The 15374-nt window shown below is 36.8% G+C and carries 14 protein-coding genes; all 14 read left to right on the forward strand.

Features of this window, described 5'->3' with window-relative positions:
- The first annotated feature begins 62 nt into the window (after positions 1 to 62).
- The 14 genes from J1905_RS22820 to J1905_RS22885 all read left to right on the forward strand — a co-directional run bounded on the left by J1905_RS22820 (position 63) and on the right by J1905_RS22885 (position 15359).
- Entirely contained in the window at positions 63 to 2543 is a 2481-nt protein-coding gene (locus tag J1905_RS22820; protein WP_214229501.1) for a glycosyltransferase family protein, read from the forward strand.
- Positions 2544 to 2769: 226 nt separating this feature from the next.
- Positions 2770 to 3621, forward strand: coding sequence for a UDP-2,3-diacylglucosamine diphosphatase (locus J1905_RS22825; RefSeq protein WP_173090543.1), 852 nt, complete (start codon positions 2770 to 2772; stop codon positions 3619 to 3621).
- Between the two features lie 117 nt (positions 3622 to 3738).
- Positions 3739 to 4725: a glycosyltransferase family protein gene (locus tag J1905_RS22830; protein ID WP_214229502.1), complete on the forward strand. Its 987-nt coding sequence runs from the start codon at positions 3739 to 3741 to the stop codon at positions 4723 to 4725.
- Positions 4726 to 4754: 29 nt separating this feature from the next.
- Complete coding sequence (locus J1905_RS22835; protein ID WP_214229503.1) at positions 4755 to 5735, forward strand: DUF6427 family protein; 981 nt, start codon at positions 4755 to 4757, stop codon at positions 5733 to 5735.
- An 80-nt stretch (positions 5736 to 5815) separates the two neighbouring features.
- Positions 5816 to 6571 carry a type III pantothenate kinase gene (locus J1905_RS22840; RefSeq protein WP_214229504.1) on the forward strand — a complete coding sequence of 252 codons (756 nt, stop codon included), beginning with the start codon at positions 5816 to 5818 and terminating at the stop codon, positions 6569 to 6571.
- The gene (gene bamG / locus J1905_RS22845; protein ID WP_250318176.1) at positions 6534 to 7844 is read left to right on the forward strand and encodes a BamG family beta-barrel-assembly machinery protein; all 1311 of its coding nucleotides are present in this window, start codon (positions 6534 to 6536) and stop codon (positions 7842 to 7844) included. Before J1905_RS22840 ends, bamG begins: the two co-directional genes overlap by 38 nt.
- Positions 7844 to 8416 (forward strand): hypothetical protein, encoded by a 573-nt coding sequence (locus J1905_RS22850; protein ID WP_250318177.1) that lies wholly within the window; start codon positions 7844 to 7846, stop codon positions 8414 to 8416. The genes bamG and J1905_RS22850 overlap by 1 nt, the downstream gene beginning before the upstream one ends.
- 127 nt (positions 8417 to 8543) lie before the next feature.
- Complete coding sequence (locus J1905_RS22855) at positions 8544 to 10640, forward strand: peptidylprolyl isomerase (protein WP_214229505.1); 2097 nt, start codon at positions 8544 to 8546, stop codon at positions 10638 to 10640.
- A gap of 63 nt (positions 10641 to 10703) precedes the next feature.
- The gene (locus J1905_RS22860; protein WP_214229506.1) at positions 10704 to 11219 is read left to right on the forward strand and encodes a DUF2480 family protein; all 516 of its coding nucleotides are present in this window, start codon (positions 10704 to 10706) and stop codon (positions 11217 to 11219) included.
- Positions 11220 to 11249: 30 nt separating this feature from the next.
- Positions 11250 to 12029 (forward strand): DUF3108 domain-containing protein, encoded by a 780-nt coding sequence (locus J1905_RS22865; RefSeq protein ID WP_214229507.1) that lies wholly within the window; start codon positions 11250 to 11252, stop codon positions 12027 to 12029.
- A gap of 4 nt (positions 12030 to 12033) precedes the next feature.
- Positions 12034 to 12612, forward strand: a complete 579-nt coding sequence (locus J1905_RS22870) for a DUF3109 family protein (protein WP_214229508.1) — start codon at positions 12034 to 12036, stop codon at positions 12610 to 12612.
- Positions 12613 to 12649: 37 nt separating this feature from the next.
- On the forward strand, positions 12650 to 13510 hold the full coding sequence (gene rfbA, locus J1905_RS22875) for a glucose-1-phosphate thymidylyltransferase RfbA (RefSeq protein ID WP_214229509.1): 861 nt from the start codon (positions 12650 to 12652) through the stop codon (positions 13508 to 13510).
- A 187-nt stretch (positions 13511 to 13697) separates the two neighbouring features.
- Entirely contained in the window at positions 13698 to 14525 is an 828-nt protein-coding gene (locus J1905_RS22880; protein ID WP_214229510.1) for an ABC transporter ATP-binding protein, read from the forward strand.
- 6 nt (positions 14526 to 14531) lie between these two features.
- Positions 14532 to 15359 carry a hypothetical protein gene (locus J1905_RS22885; RefSeq protein WP_214229511.1) on the forward strand — a complete coding sequence of 276 codons (828 nt, stop codon included), beginning with the start codon at positions 14532 to 14534 and terminating at the stop codon, positions 15357 to 15359.
- The last annotated feature ends 15 nt before the right edge of the window (positions 15360 to 15374 follow it).

A 15374-nucleotide genomic window follows, 5' to 3' on the forward strand; every position in this document is an offset into this window, starting at 1 on the left:
TTTTCTTTAAAAAGGATTTTTTATCTAAGTTTGGGGTTAGTTTAAATCATAAACAAACCTTAATGAATAATTGGTTAAAAGCGAATGGCATACATCTTGCCATTATTGGATTTTTTATAATCATCTGTTTTGTCTACTTCAGTCCAGTTCTGCAAGGTAAGGCACCTGCTCAGGGAGACGTTTTGGGTGCTAAGGCAACCGCTACGGAAATCATGCACTACAAAGAAAAAGATGGGAAGGGTCCTTTATGGACTAACCAGATCTTTGGTGGTATGCCTGCTTATCAGATTTGGGTTCAGCACCCTTATAATGGAGCAACTTATGTAATTTCATTAATCAAAACTATTTTTCCTGATCCGGTAGATTCGGTTTTATTGTACCTTGTAGGTGCGTATTTCCTGTTTATTGTGTTGCGGATAAATCCATGGCTTGCGGCCGCGGGTGCGATAGCTTTTGCTTTTACATCGTATAATTTTATCATTATTGCTGCCGGACACAGTAATAAAGCGCTTGCCATTGGCTTTTGTGCACCAATAATTGCCGGGGTAATTTTAACTCTCAGGGGTAAATATTGGATAGGGGCCAGCTTAACGTCTTTATTCCTGGCGCTAGAGATCAGGTCTAACCACATTCAGATGACCTATTATCTGATGATCGCCTTGCTGATTTTTATAGGCATAGAGATTTACCATGCTGTAAAAGCAAAGAAAACGGCCGAACTAAGTAAAGCTTTAGGCTTTTTAGCTGTTGGTATGCTTGTGGCATTTATGGTTAACACGGGTAAACTTTGGACTACTTATGAGTACGGCAAAGAATCAAATCGAGGTAAATCAAACTTAACTACCGATGCGGCAGAAGAGAAAAATGGTTTATCAAAGGAATATGCTTATGGCTGGAGTCAGGGTATTGGAGAAAGTTTTACATTCCTAATCCCGGATCTTTATGGTGGTGCAACAAGTATTGATGCATTGGTAAAACCTGAAAGCCATACTTATAAAGCTTTACAAGGTATAACAGGTGGTGATCCTACTCAGGCAATTGGCCAGTTGGCAGGACAAATCGGCTTACAACAGTATTGGGGAGAAAAACCAGGAACATCCGGGCCATACTATTTTGGCGCTATCGTATGCTTTTTATTCGTATTCGGTTTACTAATCGTAAAAAGCAGATGGAAGTGGTGGATACTTGGAACAACTATCCTTTTCATGTTGTTGTCATTTGGGAAGAACTTCCCAATGATCTCCGATCTTTTCTTTGAATATTTCCCATTGTACAATAAGTTTAGAGCTGTTGAATCTATTTTGGCACTTGTTGGCTTAATGGTTCCTATTTTGGCTGTTCTTGCAATAAAAGAAGCTCAGGAAGGCAGCTACGATCAAAAAACTTTGGTTAAAAAATTAACAATCGCTGGTGGAATAACAGGAGGCTTTACGCTAATTGTTGCCATTATGCCTACTGCATTATTTAGCTTTACTACTGCCAATCATCAGCAAATGGTGCAGGTGCTTACGCAAATGCTTCAAAATAATGCGGGTGTTGCGCAATCAATAGCTAATGCACTTATTGCCGACAGAGCTGATATTGCTCGTGCGGATGCGATTCGTTCATTCTTGTTTATTGCGGTTGGGTATGCGTTGGTATGGGCTCTAATCACTAAAAAAATCAACATGCAACTCGCATTTATTCTTTTAGGATTTGCCATTATGATCGACATGTGGCAAGTAGATCGTCGCTATTTGAACAATAACAATTTTGCTAGTAAAACAGATTTGAATAACCACTTCCAACAACGTGAAGTAGATACTTTTATTTCTTCAGATAAAGACCCTAATTTTAGGGTAATGGATTTGACCATCAATACTTTCTCTGATGCAAGTACTTCTGCATTCCATAAAACTATTGGGGGTTATCATGCTGCAAAATTGAAGAGATATCAGGAATTGATAGACAATCAGCTTACTAAAAGTATCAATCAGGATGTATTAGATATGTTGAATACTAAATACATCATTACTCAGGATCCTAAGACTGGGTCATACCAGATGAAAAATAATGCAACAGCAGCTGGAAATGTATGGATTGTTCCAAGTGTTCAGTTTGTTAAGGATGCAGACGAGGAAATGAAAGCAATCAGTAGCTTTGACCCTAAAAAAGAAGCTATTGTTGATATTCAGTACAAAGGTCTGATCAGCTCGAAAAATGTAGGTGCTGACCCTTCAGCTTCAATTAAGCTTGATAGTTATAACCCGGATCATTTGGTTTACTCTTATAGCGCTCCTCGTGATATCATCGCTGTATTCTCAGAGATTTATTACGACAAAGGATGGAATATGTATGTTGATGGTGTGAAAAAGCCATATTTCAGAGCCGATTATGTACTTCGTGCGGCCCAACTTGAAGCAGGAAATCATAAGGTTGAATTTAAATTTGAACCAGTTTCATATTATTTAGGAGAAAAAATTTCACTAGCTGGTTCTATTCTGTTGGTTGCAGGTCTTGGATTTGCATTCTATGATGATAAGAAAAAGAAAAAAGCAGCTTAATTTCTAGTTGCTTTATAAGAGTCTGCTGAGGCCGTTACTTTAAATGTAACGGCCTTTTTTTGCATCCATCTTAATGGTAACTGTTTCTTAACCTATTGTTAATCTACGTGTTGGATATTTGTCCAATAAACTAATATCCCTATGTTGGAATTGTTTTTAATAGTATGTGTTATTGCAATAGTCGCTTTCTTTTTTAGCCCATACGAATTAACAATGGAGGACGATGATATCTAAAAGAGAAGTTGAGATAGCTGTAATTTCCGACGTTCACTTAGGAACGTATGGTTGTCATGCTAAAGAGTTGTTGAAGTATCTTAAAAGCATTAAACCTAAAATGCTTATCCTAAACGGCGATATTATAGATGTGTGGCAGTTTAGTAAAAGGTACTGGCCTGAAACCCACATGAAGATAGTGCGCAAGCTAATGAAATTCGTTGTTGAAGGAGTTCCGGTATACTACCTAACAGGAAATCATGATGAGTTACTGAGAAAGTTTGCAGACATGCACATGGGAGCTTTTCACCTACAAAATAAACTGATCCTGGAGATTGATGGTAAAAAAGCCTGGTTTTTTCATGGCGATGTTTTCGATGTAACCATGCAGCACTCTAAGTGGTTGGCTAAATTAGGTGCAGTTGGTTACGATACATTGATCTTGATAAATAGTTTTGTGAACTGGTGTCTTGCATCAATCGGAAGAGAAAAAATGAGTTTCTCTAAAAAGATAAAAGCTCAGTTTAAAGATGCCGTTAAGTTTATTAATAAATTCGAATATACTGCTGCGGAACTTGCAGTAGAGAAAGGATATGAATACGTAATCTGCGGACATATCCATCAACCGGAAATGCGTACCATTAAAACAGAAGAAGGCGAAGTTACCTATCTGAATAGTGGCGATTGGGTTGAAAACTTAACTGCCCTTGAATACTACGACAAAAGCTGGAAGATCTTTAAGTACGATCAAAAGGACTTTGAGAAAGATGAGGTAGAAGAGGGAGTTTTATCTGATAGTGAAGATCTTCACAGTAAATTGGATATTAATACTTTATTGCAAAAAATTAAATTAGAAATTGCCTAACACGTTAAACTTGCATGAGCTTACATTTGTTCTTTTACTTTGAATTCAGCTCATGCAAGCTTCATAACCTATAAAAAAGCAATATATTCTGATGAAAATTACAGATATTCGGTGCGGATGAAGATACTTTACGCCATTCAGGGAACTGGCAATGGACACATTAGCCGGGCAAGAGAAATTGTACCGTTGCTTCAGCAATACGGAGACGTAGATCTTTTGATTAGCGGAACACAAGCGGATGTTAAATTAACTCAGGAAGTGAAGTATCAGCTCCATGGCTTTAGCTTTATCTTCGGAAAAAAAGGTGGCGTAAATCATTACGAGACCTGGAAGGAAATGAACCTTCCTCGCTTTGTTAGAGATATGCGCAGTGTGCCTCTTGAAGAATACAATCTGATACTTAACGATTTTGAACCTGTTACGGCATGGGCTTGTAAGAGACAAGGTATTGAGAGTGTAGGACTTAGCCATCAGGCATCCTTTCAATCAAAAAAAGTCCCTAAACCTAAGAGTATAGACTGGGCACAGCTGGTTATGAAATATTATGCCCCGGCATCTCATTATGTTGGTTTTCACTTTGATAGGTACGATGATTTCATTTATACTCCAGTAATTCGTGCTGAAATCAGGAATATGATTGTCTCAAACCTTGGTCATTACACTGTTTATTTGCCTGCAATCGACGATAAGTTTCTGGTTCCTATTTTAAAACAGATTGCTCATGTAAAATGGGAAGTGTTCTCTAAGCATACCAAGCATGCTTATACTGATGGAAATGTAATGGTAAATCCTGTAAATAATGAGCTGTTCAATAAAAGCTTAGCTTCTTGCGAAGGATTGTTTACCGGAGGTGGATTTGAAGGCCCTGCCGAGGCATTACACATGGGTAAAAAATTGCTGGTAGCACCTATGAAATTCCAATACGAGCAACAATGTAATGCCTTTGCACTAAAGCAATTTGGTTTGCCTGTAATATGGGGTAGCAATAAAAACTGGTTGCCCATTATTAAAGGCTGGGTAAATAATCCTCAGGAGCATCAATTTTATTTTCCTGATGAAACGGCTGCGGTAATTGATAAAGTTGTAAAGCAGTTTGCCAGATAATTTGCTTTACTTTGCCGTAATATACAGGCATGATCAATCAATTTAGAAATTTAAACCCTATAAATCTGCTCATATTATTCGCATATACTTTTTTTATGCGAATGGCGATATTTGCTGATTTACCCCCATCACTTCAGTTTGAATTTTTAGAGCCGTATACTAAATTCTTTATCCAGATCCCTCTTCAGAATACTTTCTCGCCTGCCGGCAACGTGTTTTTCGCAGGAATCATCATTTTCATACAGGCAATTTTATTTAACAGGGTAGTTAACAATCACGGATTGTTAAGTAAACCAGGGTTTTTACCTGCTTTACTATACGTTACCGCCTCGAGTTTGTTTATGCCTTTCCTGGTTTTAAGTCCTACTTTGATCTGTAACTTTCTGATGATATGGATAATGGATAAGTTTTTGAAGATGGGTAAATCGCCAAATGCAATCATGACCATGTTTGATGTGGGGATGATTATTGCCATTGGAACACTTATTTATTTTCCTTTTATTGTAATGCTGGCAATGCTCTGGTTTACGCTGCTGTTATACAGGTCATTTAGCTGGAGAGAGTGGATTTCTGGCTTGGTTGGCTTTTTAACTATATTTTTCTTTGTAGGCGTTTACTATTATTGGAATGATAACTTGTCAATGTTCTACAAGATTTGGCTTCCACTGGTGAATAAGTTCCCTTCTGTATTTAAGATCAATTATAACGATTATTTGGTGTTGGTTCCTGTTGCGGTGATGATCGTTTTGGCTACATTGCAATTACGCGAAAACTTTTTCAGGAGCTTTATAAGTACCCGAAAAGCATTTCAGATGCTGTTTTTTATGTTCCTCATCAGTATTGTAAGTTTTTATACCAAACCGGATTTTAGGATGTCTCATTTCTTGCTATGCGTGCCTCCTGGAGCTGTATTACTTGCATATTATTTCTCAAATGCAAAAAAGAGATGGTTTTATGAAAGCTTGTTCCTGATCCTTGTTTTTGCTATTCAGTACTTTTTGTTTGTTTAACTTTTTTTAACAATTTGAAATGTTGAAACTTGCCAAAGATTAATAGCTTTGTGCAATGAAGTTTGGAGTAGCTGTCCTTAATGCATAATCTTGTCATAGATATTGGTAATACGAATAGTAAACTGGCTGTATTTAACAACCGGGAGCTGATCGAGTACCTGACACTGAAACAGATGACTGCTGAGGATGTTTTAAACTTAATTAAACAGCATAAGATAAGTAATTCAACAATTTCGAGTGTTGCCGTTGAGTTTGAAGAGATAATTAATGTTTTAAAAAAGAACACAAATTATATCGAGTTTTCTACCAAGGTCAATACCGGAATAAAGAATCACTATAAAACACTTGCTACACTGGGTTTGGATAGATGGGCTAAAATTATTGCTACTCATTATTACTATCCTCAAAGAAATTGTTTTATAATTGATGCAGGAACCTGCATTACATACGATTTGCTGGATAGCGAGCATACCTATTTTGGAGGTAGTATAAGTTTAGGCTTACATATGCGGTTCGAAGCCCTGCATCATTTTACCCGCAGACTGCCTTTAGTAGAGTGGGATAGAGCAGAGACAGAAATTCCCGCAGGAGAAGACACAGAAACAGCCATTAAGAGTGGGGTTCTGCAAGGTGCAATTAATGAAGTTCAGGGATTTATTTCCCATGAAAATAAAGAAAATAAGGATCTAACCGTACTAATAACCGGGGGCGATGCAGCTTTTTTGCTGAAACAATTAAAAAACAGCATCTTTGCGCCTCAAATTATACACGATCCATACCTAGTATTAAAAGGATTAAATGAAGTCATTGCTTTTGAATATGTACAAAAAGATTAATTATATAGCGGCAGTATTGTTATTGCTTACCAGTATTTCTGTTAATGCACAGGTTACAACACAGTCGCCGTACTCCAGATTTGGGCTTGGAAACGTAAAAGGAGCATTGCTTCCTCAGTTTAAGGCAATGGGCGGTATTTCTACAGGTGTTTATAAACCAAGCGGGTTTAGTAACATCAACATGCAGAACCCTGCTTCTTATTCAGGGATTACGCTTACTACCCTTGATATGGGTTTGAGTGGTGCTGTTACCACATTAAAAGACGGCTCTAAATCTGAAAGTAGCTTTAATGGTACACTTAGCCATGTTGCAGTAGCTTTTCCAATAGTAGCAGGAAAATCAGCAATAAGCTTTGGTTTATTGCCTTTTACTGAACTTGGTTATGAGTATACTATTAACGATAAACTAGATACAAACAGTGTAAATTATTTGTATTCGGGAGAAGGAAACCTAACAAAAGCATATTTCGGTTTCGGACAGCAGTTTGGAGATCATTTCAGAGTTGGTGGTAACATTGAATATGTATTCGGAAATTTACAGGAAAGTGCTTCTTTAGAGCCTGTAAATCAGATTGCGATAAATAGCCGTAACATTAAGAAAAATAGTGTTGGTGGTGTTGGCTTTTCTTATGGAGCACAATATGAGATTCCTTTAGGAACTAAAAGCCGCATTACTTTAGGATACTCTGGGTCGTCTTCTTCTTCAGTGAGCTCGAAAAAGACTTTCTTAACTACTTTGTACGATAAAAATAACGAAGGAGTTGATAATACTCCTTTTGATACCGTTAAAATTGAAGAAAACAGTTCTGCTAAATTGAAGCTTCCTTTGATGCATAATTTTGGTATCTCAATTCAAAGAGACAACAAATGGATGATTGGTGCAGATTATAGAATGGGAAAATGGTCTAAATTGAGCATGGATGGTGTAAATCAAGGTTTACAAGATAGTTGGGGATTCTCTGGAGGAGGTCAGTTTACGCCTGACGCAGGTGCAACTACCGGCTATTTTAAGCACGTAGATTATCGTATGGGTTTCCAATATGATAAAACTTATATCAGACTAAACGATCAGGATGTTAAGCAGATGGCTGTAACCTTTGGGGTTGGTCTGCCATTGGCACTTAGCAGAAATTCTGTTTACAAGTTAAACTTTACTACTGAAGTAGGAAAAAGAGGTTCAATAACCAACGGTCTTATTCAGGAGAACTATATAAATTTCCATTTAGGATTTACACTTAACGATACCTGGTTCAGAAGATATAAATTCGATTAATGAATACTCGGGGTATAATATATGGAAGTGTTATACTTTGTCTGCTACAGATTTGCTTAAGTTCTTGCGGAGAGGATGACTTGAAGAAGGCAGCAAAGCTGTCTGAAAAAGTCACTTTAGATCGCGACCGTACCACGGGTGTCGATATCATCTATAGTGATTCAGCAAAGGTTAAAGCACAGGGTTTTGCACCTATCATGGATAAGGTTACACCAGCTAACGGTGCTGGTTATCAGGAAATGCCAAAGGGCGTTAAAATCAACTTCATAGACGAGATCACTACAAAGATTAAAGGATCAATCACTTCCGATTATGCGATAATGAAGGAAGCTGAAAAATTAACTATTTTCAGAAGAAATGTAGTGGTCGTGAACGAAAACATGACTTTTAATACGGAGGAGCTGGTTTGGGATCAGAATAAGAAATTGTTTTTATCTCCAAAAGGCGTAGTCACAAAACCAGACGGTACGGTTCTTAATGCAGTAGATTTTAGTGCCACCGAAGATTTCAATTTTATCAACTGGAAAAACGGTTCAGGGGAGACCTATGTGCCGGATAATTTCGGAGAATAAGCTCATTTATCTGGGGGGCTTATTTCCCTAATTTTTAAATACTTATTCAAAAACAATTTTATATTTTCTTTTTTTAGCAAAAGTTGTATCTTGCGCCCTCTTAAAAAAAATTATAAATAAGAATATTATGGGTTTAATGACATTTTTGCGGAATCGCGCAGGCTATATTCTGATTGGAGCCATCGGTTTTGCAATTGTTGCATTTTTAGTTGGTGATGCAATTAACGTAGGTAAGCCTTTTTGGGCTGCTTCTCAAAAAGTTGTAGGGTCTGTTGACGGTGAGGAAATAAACATAGATGAGTTTGGTGCTAAAGTTGATCAGAGTTTAGCTCAGTTCAAACAGCAATACGGAGGTTCCGGTAACGCTCAAATGCAAGCTATGGCTGTTGATAACGTATGGCAAGGCGAAGTAGCTAAGGTTCTTTTAGGAAAAGAATATAGCCGCTTAGGTATAAATGTATCTTCTGATGAGTTGGCCGACCTTATTAAAGGCGATAACCCAAGCCCACTTATCGTACAATATTTTGGAAACCCTCAAACTGGCCAGGTTGATAGAGCTCAGGTGATCAGAACCTTTAAAGAAGGTTATAAAGATCCTAATATGGCAAAACAGTTACAAGCAGTTGAAGAAGAAATAGAAAGACAAGCATTACAACAAAAATATGTGAAGTTTGTAACTAACTCTGTTTACGTAACTTCATTAGAAGCTAATGATGAGCATGTAAACCGTAATAAACTGGCTAACTTCAAATATGTTGGTTTAGAATATGCTTCTATTCCTGATGCTAGTGTGAAAATTGCTGAATCTGATTATTCAGATTATTATAACGATAACAAACAACGTTTCGAGAACCCTACAGAAACTCGTGCATTTGAGTACGTAGCTTTTAGTGTTAACCCAACTAAAGAAGATTCTGCAGCTGTTAAAACACAAATTGAGAAACTTGCTGCTGATTTTAGAACATCTGCAAATGACTCTCTTTTCGCGGCAGTTAATTCAGATGTTAAAGTTCCATACACTTACCTTACTAAAGGCAAATTGGATCCTGCTGTAGATTCAGTAGTGTTCAACTTACCTGCTGGTAGTTTCTACGGACCTAAGTTGTCTGGAAATTCTTACAAACTGGTTAAGGTGATTGATACTCGTTTTTCTCCTGATTCAGTTAAGGCAAGTCATATTTTACTTGATGCCAGCAAACTTGGTGGTGTTGATAAAGCGATCAAATTAGCTGACTCGTTAAAGGGTCTTATTCAAAAAGGTGCGGCCTTTGGTACTTTAGCAGCTGAGTACAGTGTAGACGGTTCTAAAGATAAAGGTGGAGACCTTGGTACATTTGTTCGTGGACAAATGGTTCCTGAGTTTGAAAATGCTGCATTTAATGGAAACGTTGGTGACCTTAAAATTGTAACGAGCCAATTCGGTGTTCACTTAATCAAAATCGAAAAACAAATTGGTTCTTCAAAAGTGGCTAAATTAGCTTACATTGAGAAAAGCTTAATGGCAAGTAATAAAACTAAAGATGCTGCTTATAAAAAAGCAAGTAACTTCTTAAGTGAAGTTAAAGGTGGTAACTTCTCTGAATTAGCTCAGAAAAAAGGTTACACTTTAGGTGTTGCTGACAAAATTACACCAACACAAGGCTTTGCTCCAGGTTTAGATAATCCACGTCAGTTAATACGTGATGCTTATAGCGCTAAAACAGGTGATGTGTTAGATCAGGTTTATCAAATGGATAACTCATTTGTTGTAGCTCGTGTAACAGATATCAGACCAAAAGGAACTTTGCCTTTAGATGCAGTTAAAAAAGATATTGAGCCAATCGTTCGTAATATCGTTAAAGCTAAAATGCTTAAAGAAAAAGTTGACAAAGCATTACAAGGTGCAGGCAATATCGATCAGGTAGCTCAAAAATTAGCTAAACCTGCAACTCCTGTTCAAAATGTTGTATTCGCAAACCCTATTATCCCAGGCGCAGGTCAGGAAAATAAAGTAGTGGGTGCTGTTTTTGGATCTCAGCCAGGTAAGCTTTCTAAAGCTATCGACGGTGAGCGTGGTGTATATGTATTCTCAGTAGATGGATTTACTAACCCAGCTCCATTAGCTAATACTTACAAACAAAAAGAAATAATGATGCAGGCTACTGCTCAGCGCTCATTAGGTGCGGCATTCCAGGCATTACAAGATAAAAGCGATATAAAAGACAATAGGGTGAAATTCTATTAATCTTATTTTACGTAATTTTGCAACCGGAAGTAGTTTATACTTCCGGTTTTTTATTTTAAAGCAATGGACATTCAAGAGAATTTCGTCAATAAAGTAGCTTCCAGTGGTTTAATCACTTTTAACCTTGAAGAGTATCTTAATCAGGGAGAAAGAGTGGTTTATGATATTAAGGATAATCTTTTCCACGGATTGATGTTGAGAGAAAAGGATTTCAGAGAGTTTATCAAAACACACGATTGGGCTAGCTATGAAGGTAAAAACGTAGCAATCACCTGTAGTGCTGATGCAATTGTTCCTACCTGGGCTTATATGCTTTTGGCTAATAAATTAAAGCCATATGCAAATGAAGTAGTTTTTGGTAGCCTTGAAACATTAGAAACCATTTTGTTTACCAAAGCACTGGCGAAAATAGATATTAATGCTTTTGCAGGTGAGCGCGTTGTAGTAAAGGGATGTGCAGATATTTATTTGCCTGTCTCTGCTTATGTGGAAATTACGAACCTCCTAACGCCGGTTGTTAAGAGTATTATGTATGGAGAGCCATGCTCTACTGTACCCATATATAAGCGAAAGGATTAATTTTGGATTGCTTTTTGTTTTAGCTTAGGTATGAGAAGATCATTTTTGTTATTTGCTGTTATTATATTCCTAAGCGCTAAAGGCTTTGCACAGGAATTGCCTTTTGTAAAAGAGTCCGTATTTCAGCCAGGAGAGGTGCTTACATATAAATTGAAATATGGATTTATTACTGCTGCAGAAGGGACATTAAAAGTGCTCAATTCAGATTTAAAATTTGATGGTAATCCTACCTATAGGTTGAGCGTTGATGGAGTAACATCCGGAACCTTTGATGTTTTTTATAAAATAAGAGATCATTACGATTCTTATATAGATAAAGTTAATTTAAAACCCTACTTCTTTCAGGAAAATATTAGAGAGGGAAGTTATAGACGGCAAGATAAAGCAAGATTTAATCAGGAAGAAAAGAAAGTAGTTGCAACAAAGGGTACTTTTTCAACGCCCAATAATCAAACATTCGACTTGGTGTCTTCTTATTATTTTGCAAGGAGTCTCGATATCTCTAAAATGAAATCTGGCGAATATGTTAAATTGAATTATTTCCTTGGTGATGAAGTGAACCAGTTAGAAATTCAATATCTGGGCAGAGAAATTGTAAAAACAAAGCTGGGGAAAATAAGTTGTTTGAAATTTAGCCCTTCAATTAAGCCTGGTCGAATATTTCGTAAGGATAGTAAATTATACTTATGGATTACCGATGATGGCAACAGAGTCCCTGTAAAGGCTCAGGTTGAGATTATAGTTGGGTCAGTAATAATGGAAATTAAATCGGCGGATGGATTAAAGTATCCATTAGCCATAGTAAATTAAAAAGATGATAGAAGTACAAAATACCCTGGTACATGAAGACCTGATTAGAGAAAACTTTGTGTGCAACCTCAACAAATGTAAGGGTATTTGTTGTGTGGAGGGGGATGCCGGAGCTCCATTGGATGTTGCTGAAACTGCGATACTCAAAGAAGTTTATCCAAAGATCAAGCATTTGCTGGAGGCTAAGGGAATCGCAGCAATAGAAGAGCAGGGGACATCAGTGGTTGATGCTGATGGAGATTTGACAACTCCATGTGTAGATGGAAATAAAGAATGCGCTTATGTTACTTTCGAAAATGGAATTACTAAATGCGGAATAGAAAAAGGATATGAACAAGGATTAGTTGATTGGCAAAAACCAATTTCTTGTCATTTGTATCCTATCAGAGTAACTCAATATCCTGAATTTGAGGTTTTGAACTACGATAGATGGCATATTTGTCATGATGCCTGTTCTTTTGGAAGGGAATTAAAGGTGCCTGTTTATCAATTTTTAAAAGGCCCTTTAGTAAGAAAATATGGTGCGGAGTGGTTTAAAGAACTAGAAGATACTGTATCTTCGAATAATGACATAGTCGGTTAGAACACTAATAGAATTTTAAACAAACAAACGCTATAATTTGAAAGGAATTATTTTAGCAGGGGGAAGTGGCACTAGGTTGCATCCTTTAACCCTGGTGATGAGTAAACAGATGATGCCGGTTTATGATAAACCCATGATCTACTATCCATTGTCTATCTTGATGCTTGCGGGGATTAATGAAATCCTCATTATTTCTACACCTCATGACCTTCCAAATTTTGAGAAACTGCTTGGTGATGGAAGTGCTTTAGGATGTAAGTTTTCTTATGCAGTTCAGGAACAACCAAATGGTTTGGCACAGGCTTTCGTAATTGGAGCAGATTTTATTGGCAATGATAAAGTAGCGCTGGTACTTGGAGATAACATTTTCTACGGTGATGGGATGGCTAAATTGCTACAGTCAAGTGCTGATCCAAGTGGTGGTGTTGTATTCGCTTATCGTGTTTCTGATCCTGAAAGATATGGTGTTGTAGAGTTCGATGAGGATAACAGAGCTATTTCTATTGAAGAGAAACCGGCGCATCCTAAATCTGATTATGCAGTCCCGGGATTGTATTTTTATGATAATTCAGTTGTTGAGATCGCTAAAAATATTAAACCTTCGCCAAGAGGGGAATATGAAATTACAGATGTAAATAAAGTATATCTTGAACAAGGAAAGCTAAAAGTAGGCGTGCTAAGCAGAGGTACTGCATGGTTGGATACTGGAACCTTTGCTTCTTTAATGCAGGCAGGACAATTTGTTCAGGTGATTGAAGAACGTCAGGGGTTAAAAATCGGATGTATTGAAGAGGTTGCTTATAGAATGGGGTTCATTGACAAAGAACAACTAAGAAAAGTTGCTGAACCTTTGGTTAAAAGTGGTTATGGCTCTTACCTGTTAAAGATTCTAAAATAACCGTTCTTCTGAGAAGGTGATTTTAAAGGAAAATGCACGTGTGAATAAAACACCCTTTATAAATAGAAATTTTAAGCCTTACATCATGTAAGGCTTTTTTTATACAGTTAAATTTTATTTTACCAATTATTAGGATATACAAAAATTACCATATACATTAGTGTATTATTTAACTAATACAGTAGTAATGATAGCAATTAACAATCTTAATTTTGGTTACAGTAAGCATAGCTTACTTTTTAAAGATATGAGTATGCAGCTCAGCGCTGGTCATATCTATGGCTTACTAGGAAAAAATGGAGCAGGGAAATCTAGCCTATTGAAAAATATAGCTGGTTTGGTATATGCGCAAAGTGGATCTCTAAATGTGATGGGATTTAATCCCGCCAAAAGAGAACCTGAGTTGTTGGCCGACATCTGTTTTATTCCTGAGGAGTTTCATCTCCCTTCAATTAAAATTGATGCGTATATAAAGGCAAATGCCCCATTCTATAAAAAATTTGATCATGCTTATTTGAATGTGTTGCTAGAGGAATTTAACATCCCTATTAGCAATAAGCTGGTTAATATGTCTTATGGGCAAAAGAAGAAGTTTATTATTGCCTTTGGCTTGGCTACCCAGGCTAAGCTGATTATTATGGATGAACCAACCAATGGTTTAGATATTCCCTCTAAGGCTCAATTTCGTAAAGTTATGGCCTCTGCCTTAACTGACGACCGTTGTATTGTCATCTCAACCCATCAGGTACGTGATCTTGATAATTTAATTGATACGGTGATTATGTTAGATGAAAGTACAATCGCATTAAAGGCATCAATTGAAGAGATCACTCAAAAGTTAACCTTTAAAAAGATGAAGGAGTTAGACGAAACCGTGATTTATGCTGAACCGGCTTTATCTGGGTTTAACGTAGTAGTACCAAACTACCATCAGGAAGATAGCAAGATGGATATTGAACTTTTATTCAACGCTGTACTTGCAGAAAAGAAAAAACTTAAACCCATTTTTAATTAACGCACTATGAACAACACATTTAATTTTAATCGCTTCTGGTTATTGGTGAAAAGACAATGGCTTGAGTTTGGCAAAATATACCTCATCAGTTTATTGGTGATAACCGGTGTATTTGTTCTATTTTACTCCTGGAATTTCCCGGATCCGGATAAAGATTACCGTTATAATTCAGATGGTTTTTTGAACCTGTATTTTAGAATTCCTTTGTTTCTTACGTTGGGATTCATTTTTATCAGTGTAATAGCCAGTAGCTATTTTTCAATGCTGGGACAAAAGGCTAAGGCAATAATTGAACTAATGGCCCCTGCCTCAAGTTTAGAAAAATGGCTGTGTGGTTTATTTTACACAAGTATCTTAAGTGTATTTAGCTTTCTGCTAGTTTTTTATATTGTTGATCTGACTTTTGTAACCTACATTGAAAAGTCTATTGGTCATATTACATTTAGTACTACATCTGGGCCTTTTCCTACACCTAAAACGGGTGTTATTGGTATAAGGACCTTGTTCTCTGAGTTGTTGGCGCATAAAGAGATGAGGCCTATGTATGGAATCCCGTTTATGATTACTAGTATTTTTCTCTTAGGTTCAGTTTATTTTAATAGGTTTCATTATATAAAAACTGCTGTTGTTACAATGCTTTTTTGCAGCGGGTTGATATATGCACTTGTGAAAGTAGGAATGTGGTTGACCCTCCATAAAGTACAGGATTCAGCTAATTTCGGATATAGATCCCACAACGATGAAGTTTTTATTTATATACTAATGGGAACTGCATTCATAACATTGTTTTTCTGGGCAATAACCTTTTTTCGTGTCAAAGAGAAAGAGGTTTAATTAAATTACACAAAC

It is taken from the genome of Pedobacter sp. B4-66 (assembly GCF_018492665.1).
Taxonomy (GTDB): Bacteria; Bacteroidota; Bacteroidia; order Sphingobacteriales; family Sphingobacteriaceae; genus Pedobacter.

Bases quoted from the DNA above. Each gene is read 5' to 3' on its own strand.
- J1905_RS22820 (WP_214229501.1), top strand. From the start codon at position 63: ATGAATAATTGGTTAAAAGCGAATGGCATACATCTTGCCATTATTGGA.
- J1905_RS22860 (WP_214229506.1), top strand. From the start codon at position 10,704: ATGGACATTCAAGAGAATTTCGTCAATAAAGTAGCTTCCAGTGGTTTA.
- J1905_RS22830 (WP_214229502.1), top strand. From the start codon at position 3,739: ATGAAGATACTTTACGCCATTCAGGGAACTGGCAATGGACACATTAGC.
- J1905_RS22885 (WP_214229511.1), top strand. From the start codon at position 14,532: ATGAACAACACATTTAATTTTAATCGCTTCTGGTTATTGGTGAAAAGA.
- bamG (WP_250318176.1), top strand. From the start codon at position 6,534: ATGAAGTCATTGCTTTTGAATATGTACAAAAAGATTAATTATATAGCG.
- J1905_RS22880 (WP_214229510.1), top strand. From the start codon at position 13,698: ATGATAGCAATTAACAATCTTAATTTTGGTTACAGTAAGCATAGCTTA.
- J1905_RS22850 (WP_250318177.1), top strand. From the start codon at position 7,844: ATGAATACTCGGGGTATAATATATGGAAGTGTTATACTTTGTCTGCTA.
- J1905_RS22865 (WP_214229507.1), top strand. From the start codon at position 11,250: ATGAGAAGATCATTTTTGTTATTTGCTGTTATTATATTCCTAAGCGCT.
- J1905_RS22835 (WP_214229503.1), top strand. From the start codon at position 4,755: ATGATCAATCAATTTAGAAATTTAAACCCTATAAATCTGCTCATATTA.
- J1905_RS22870 (WP_214229508.1), top strand. From the start codon at position 12,034: ATGATAGAAGTACAAAATACCCTGGTACATGAAGACCTGATTAGAGAA.
- J1905_RS22855 (WP_214229505.1), top strand. From the start codon at position 8,544: ATGGGTTTAATGACATTTTTGCGGAATCGCGCAGGCTATATTCTGATT.
- J1905_RS22840 (WP_214229504.1), top strand. From the start codon at position 5,816: ATGCATAATCTTGTCATAGATATTGGTAATACGAATAGTAAACTGGCT.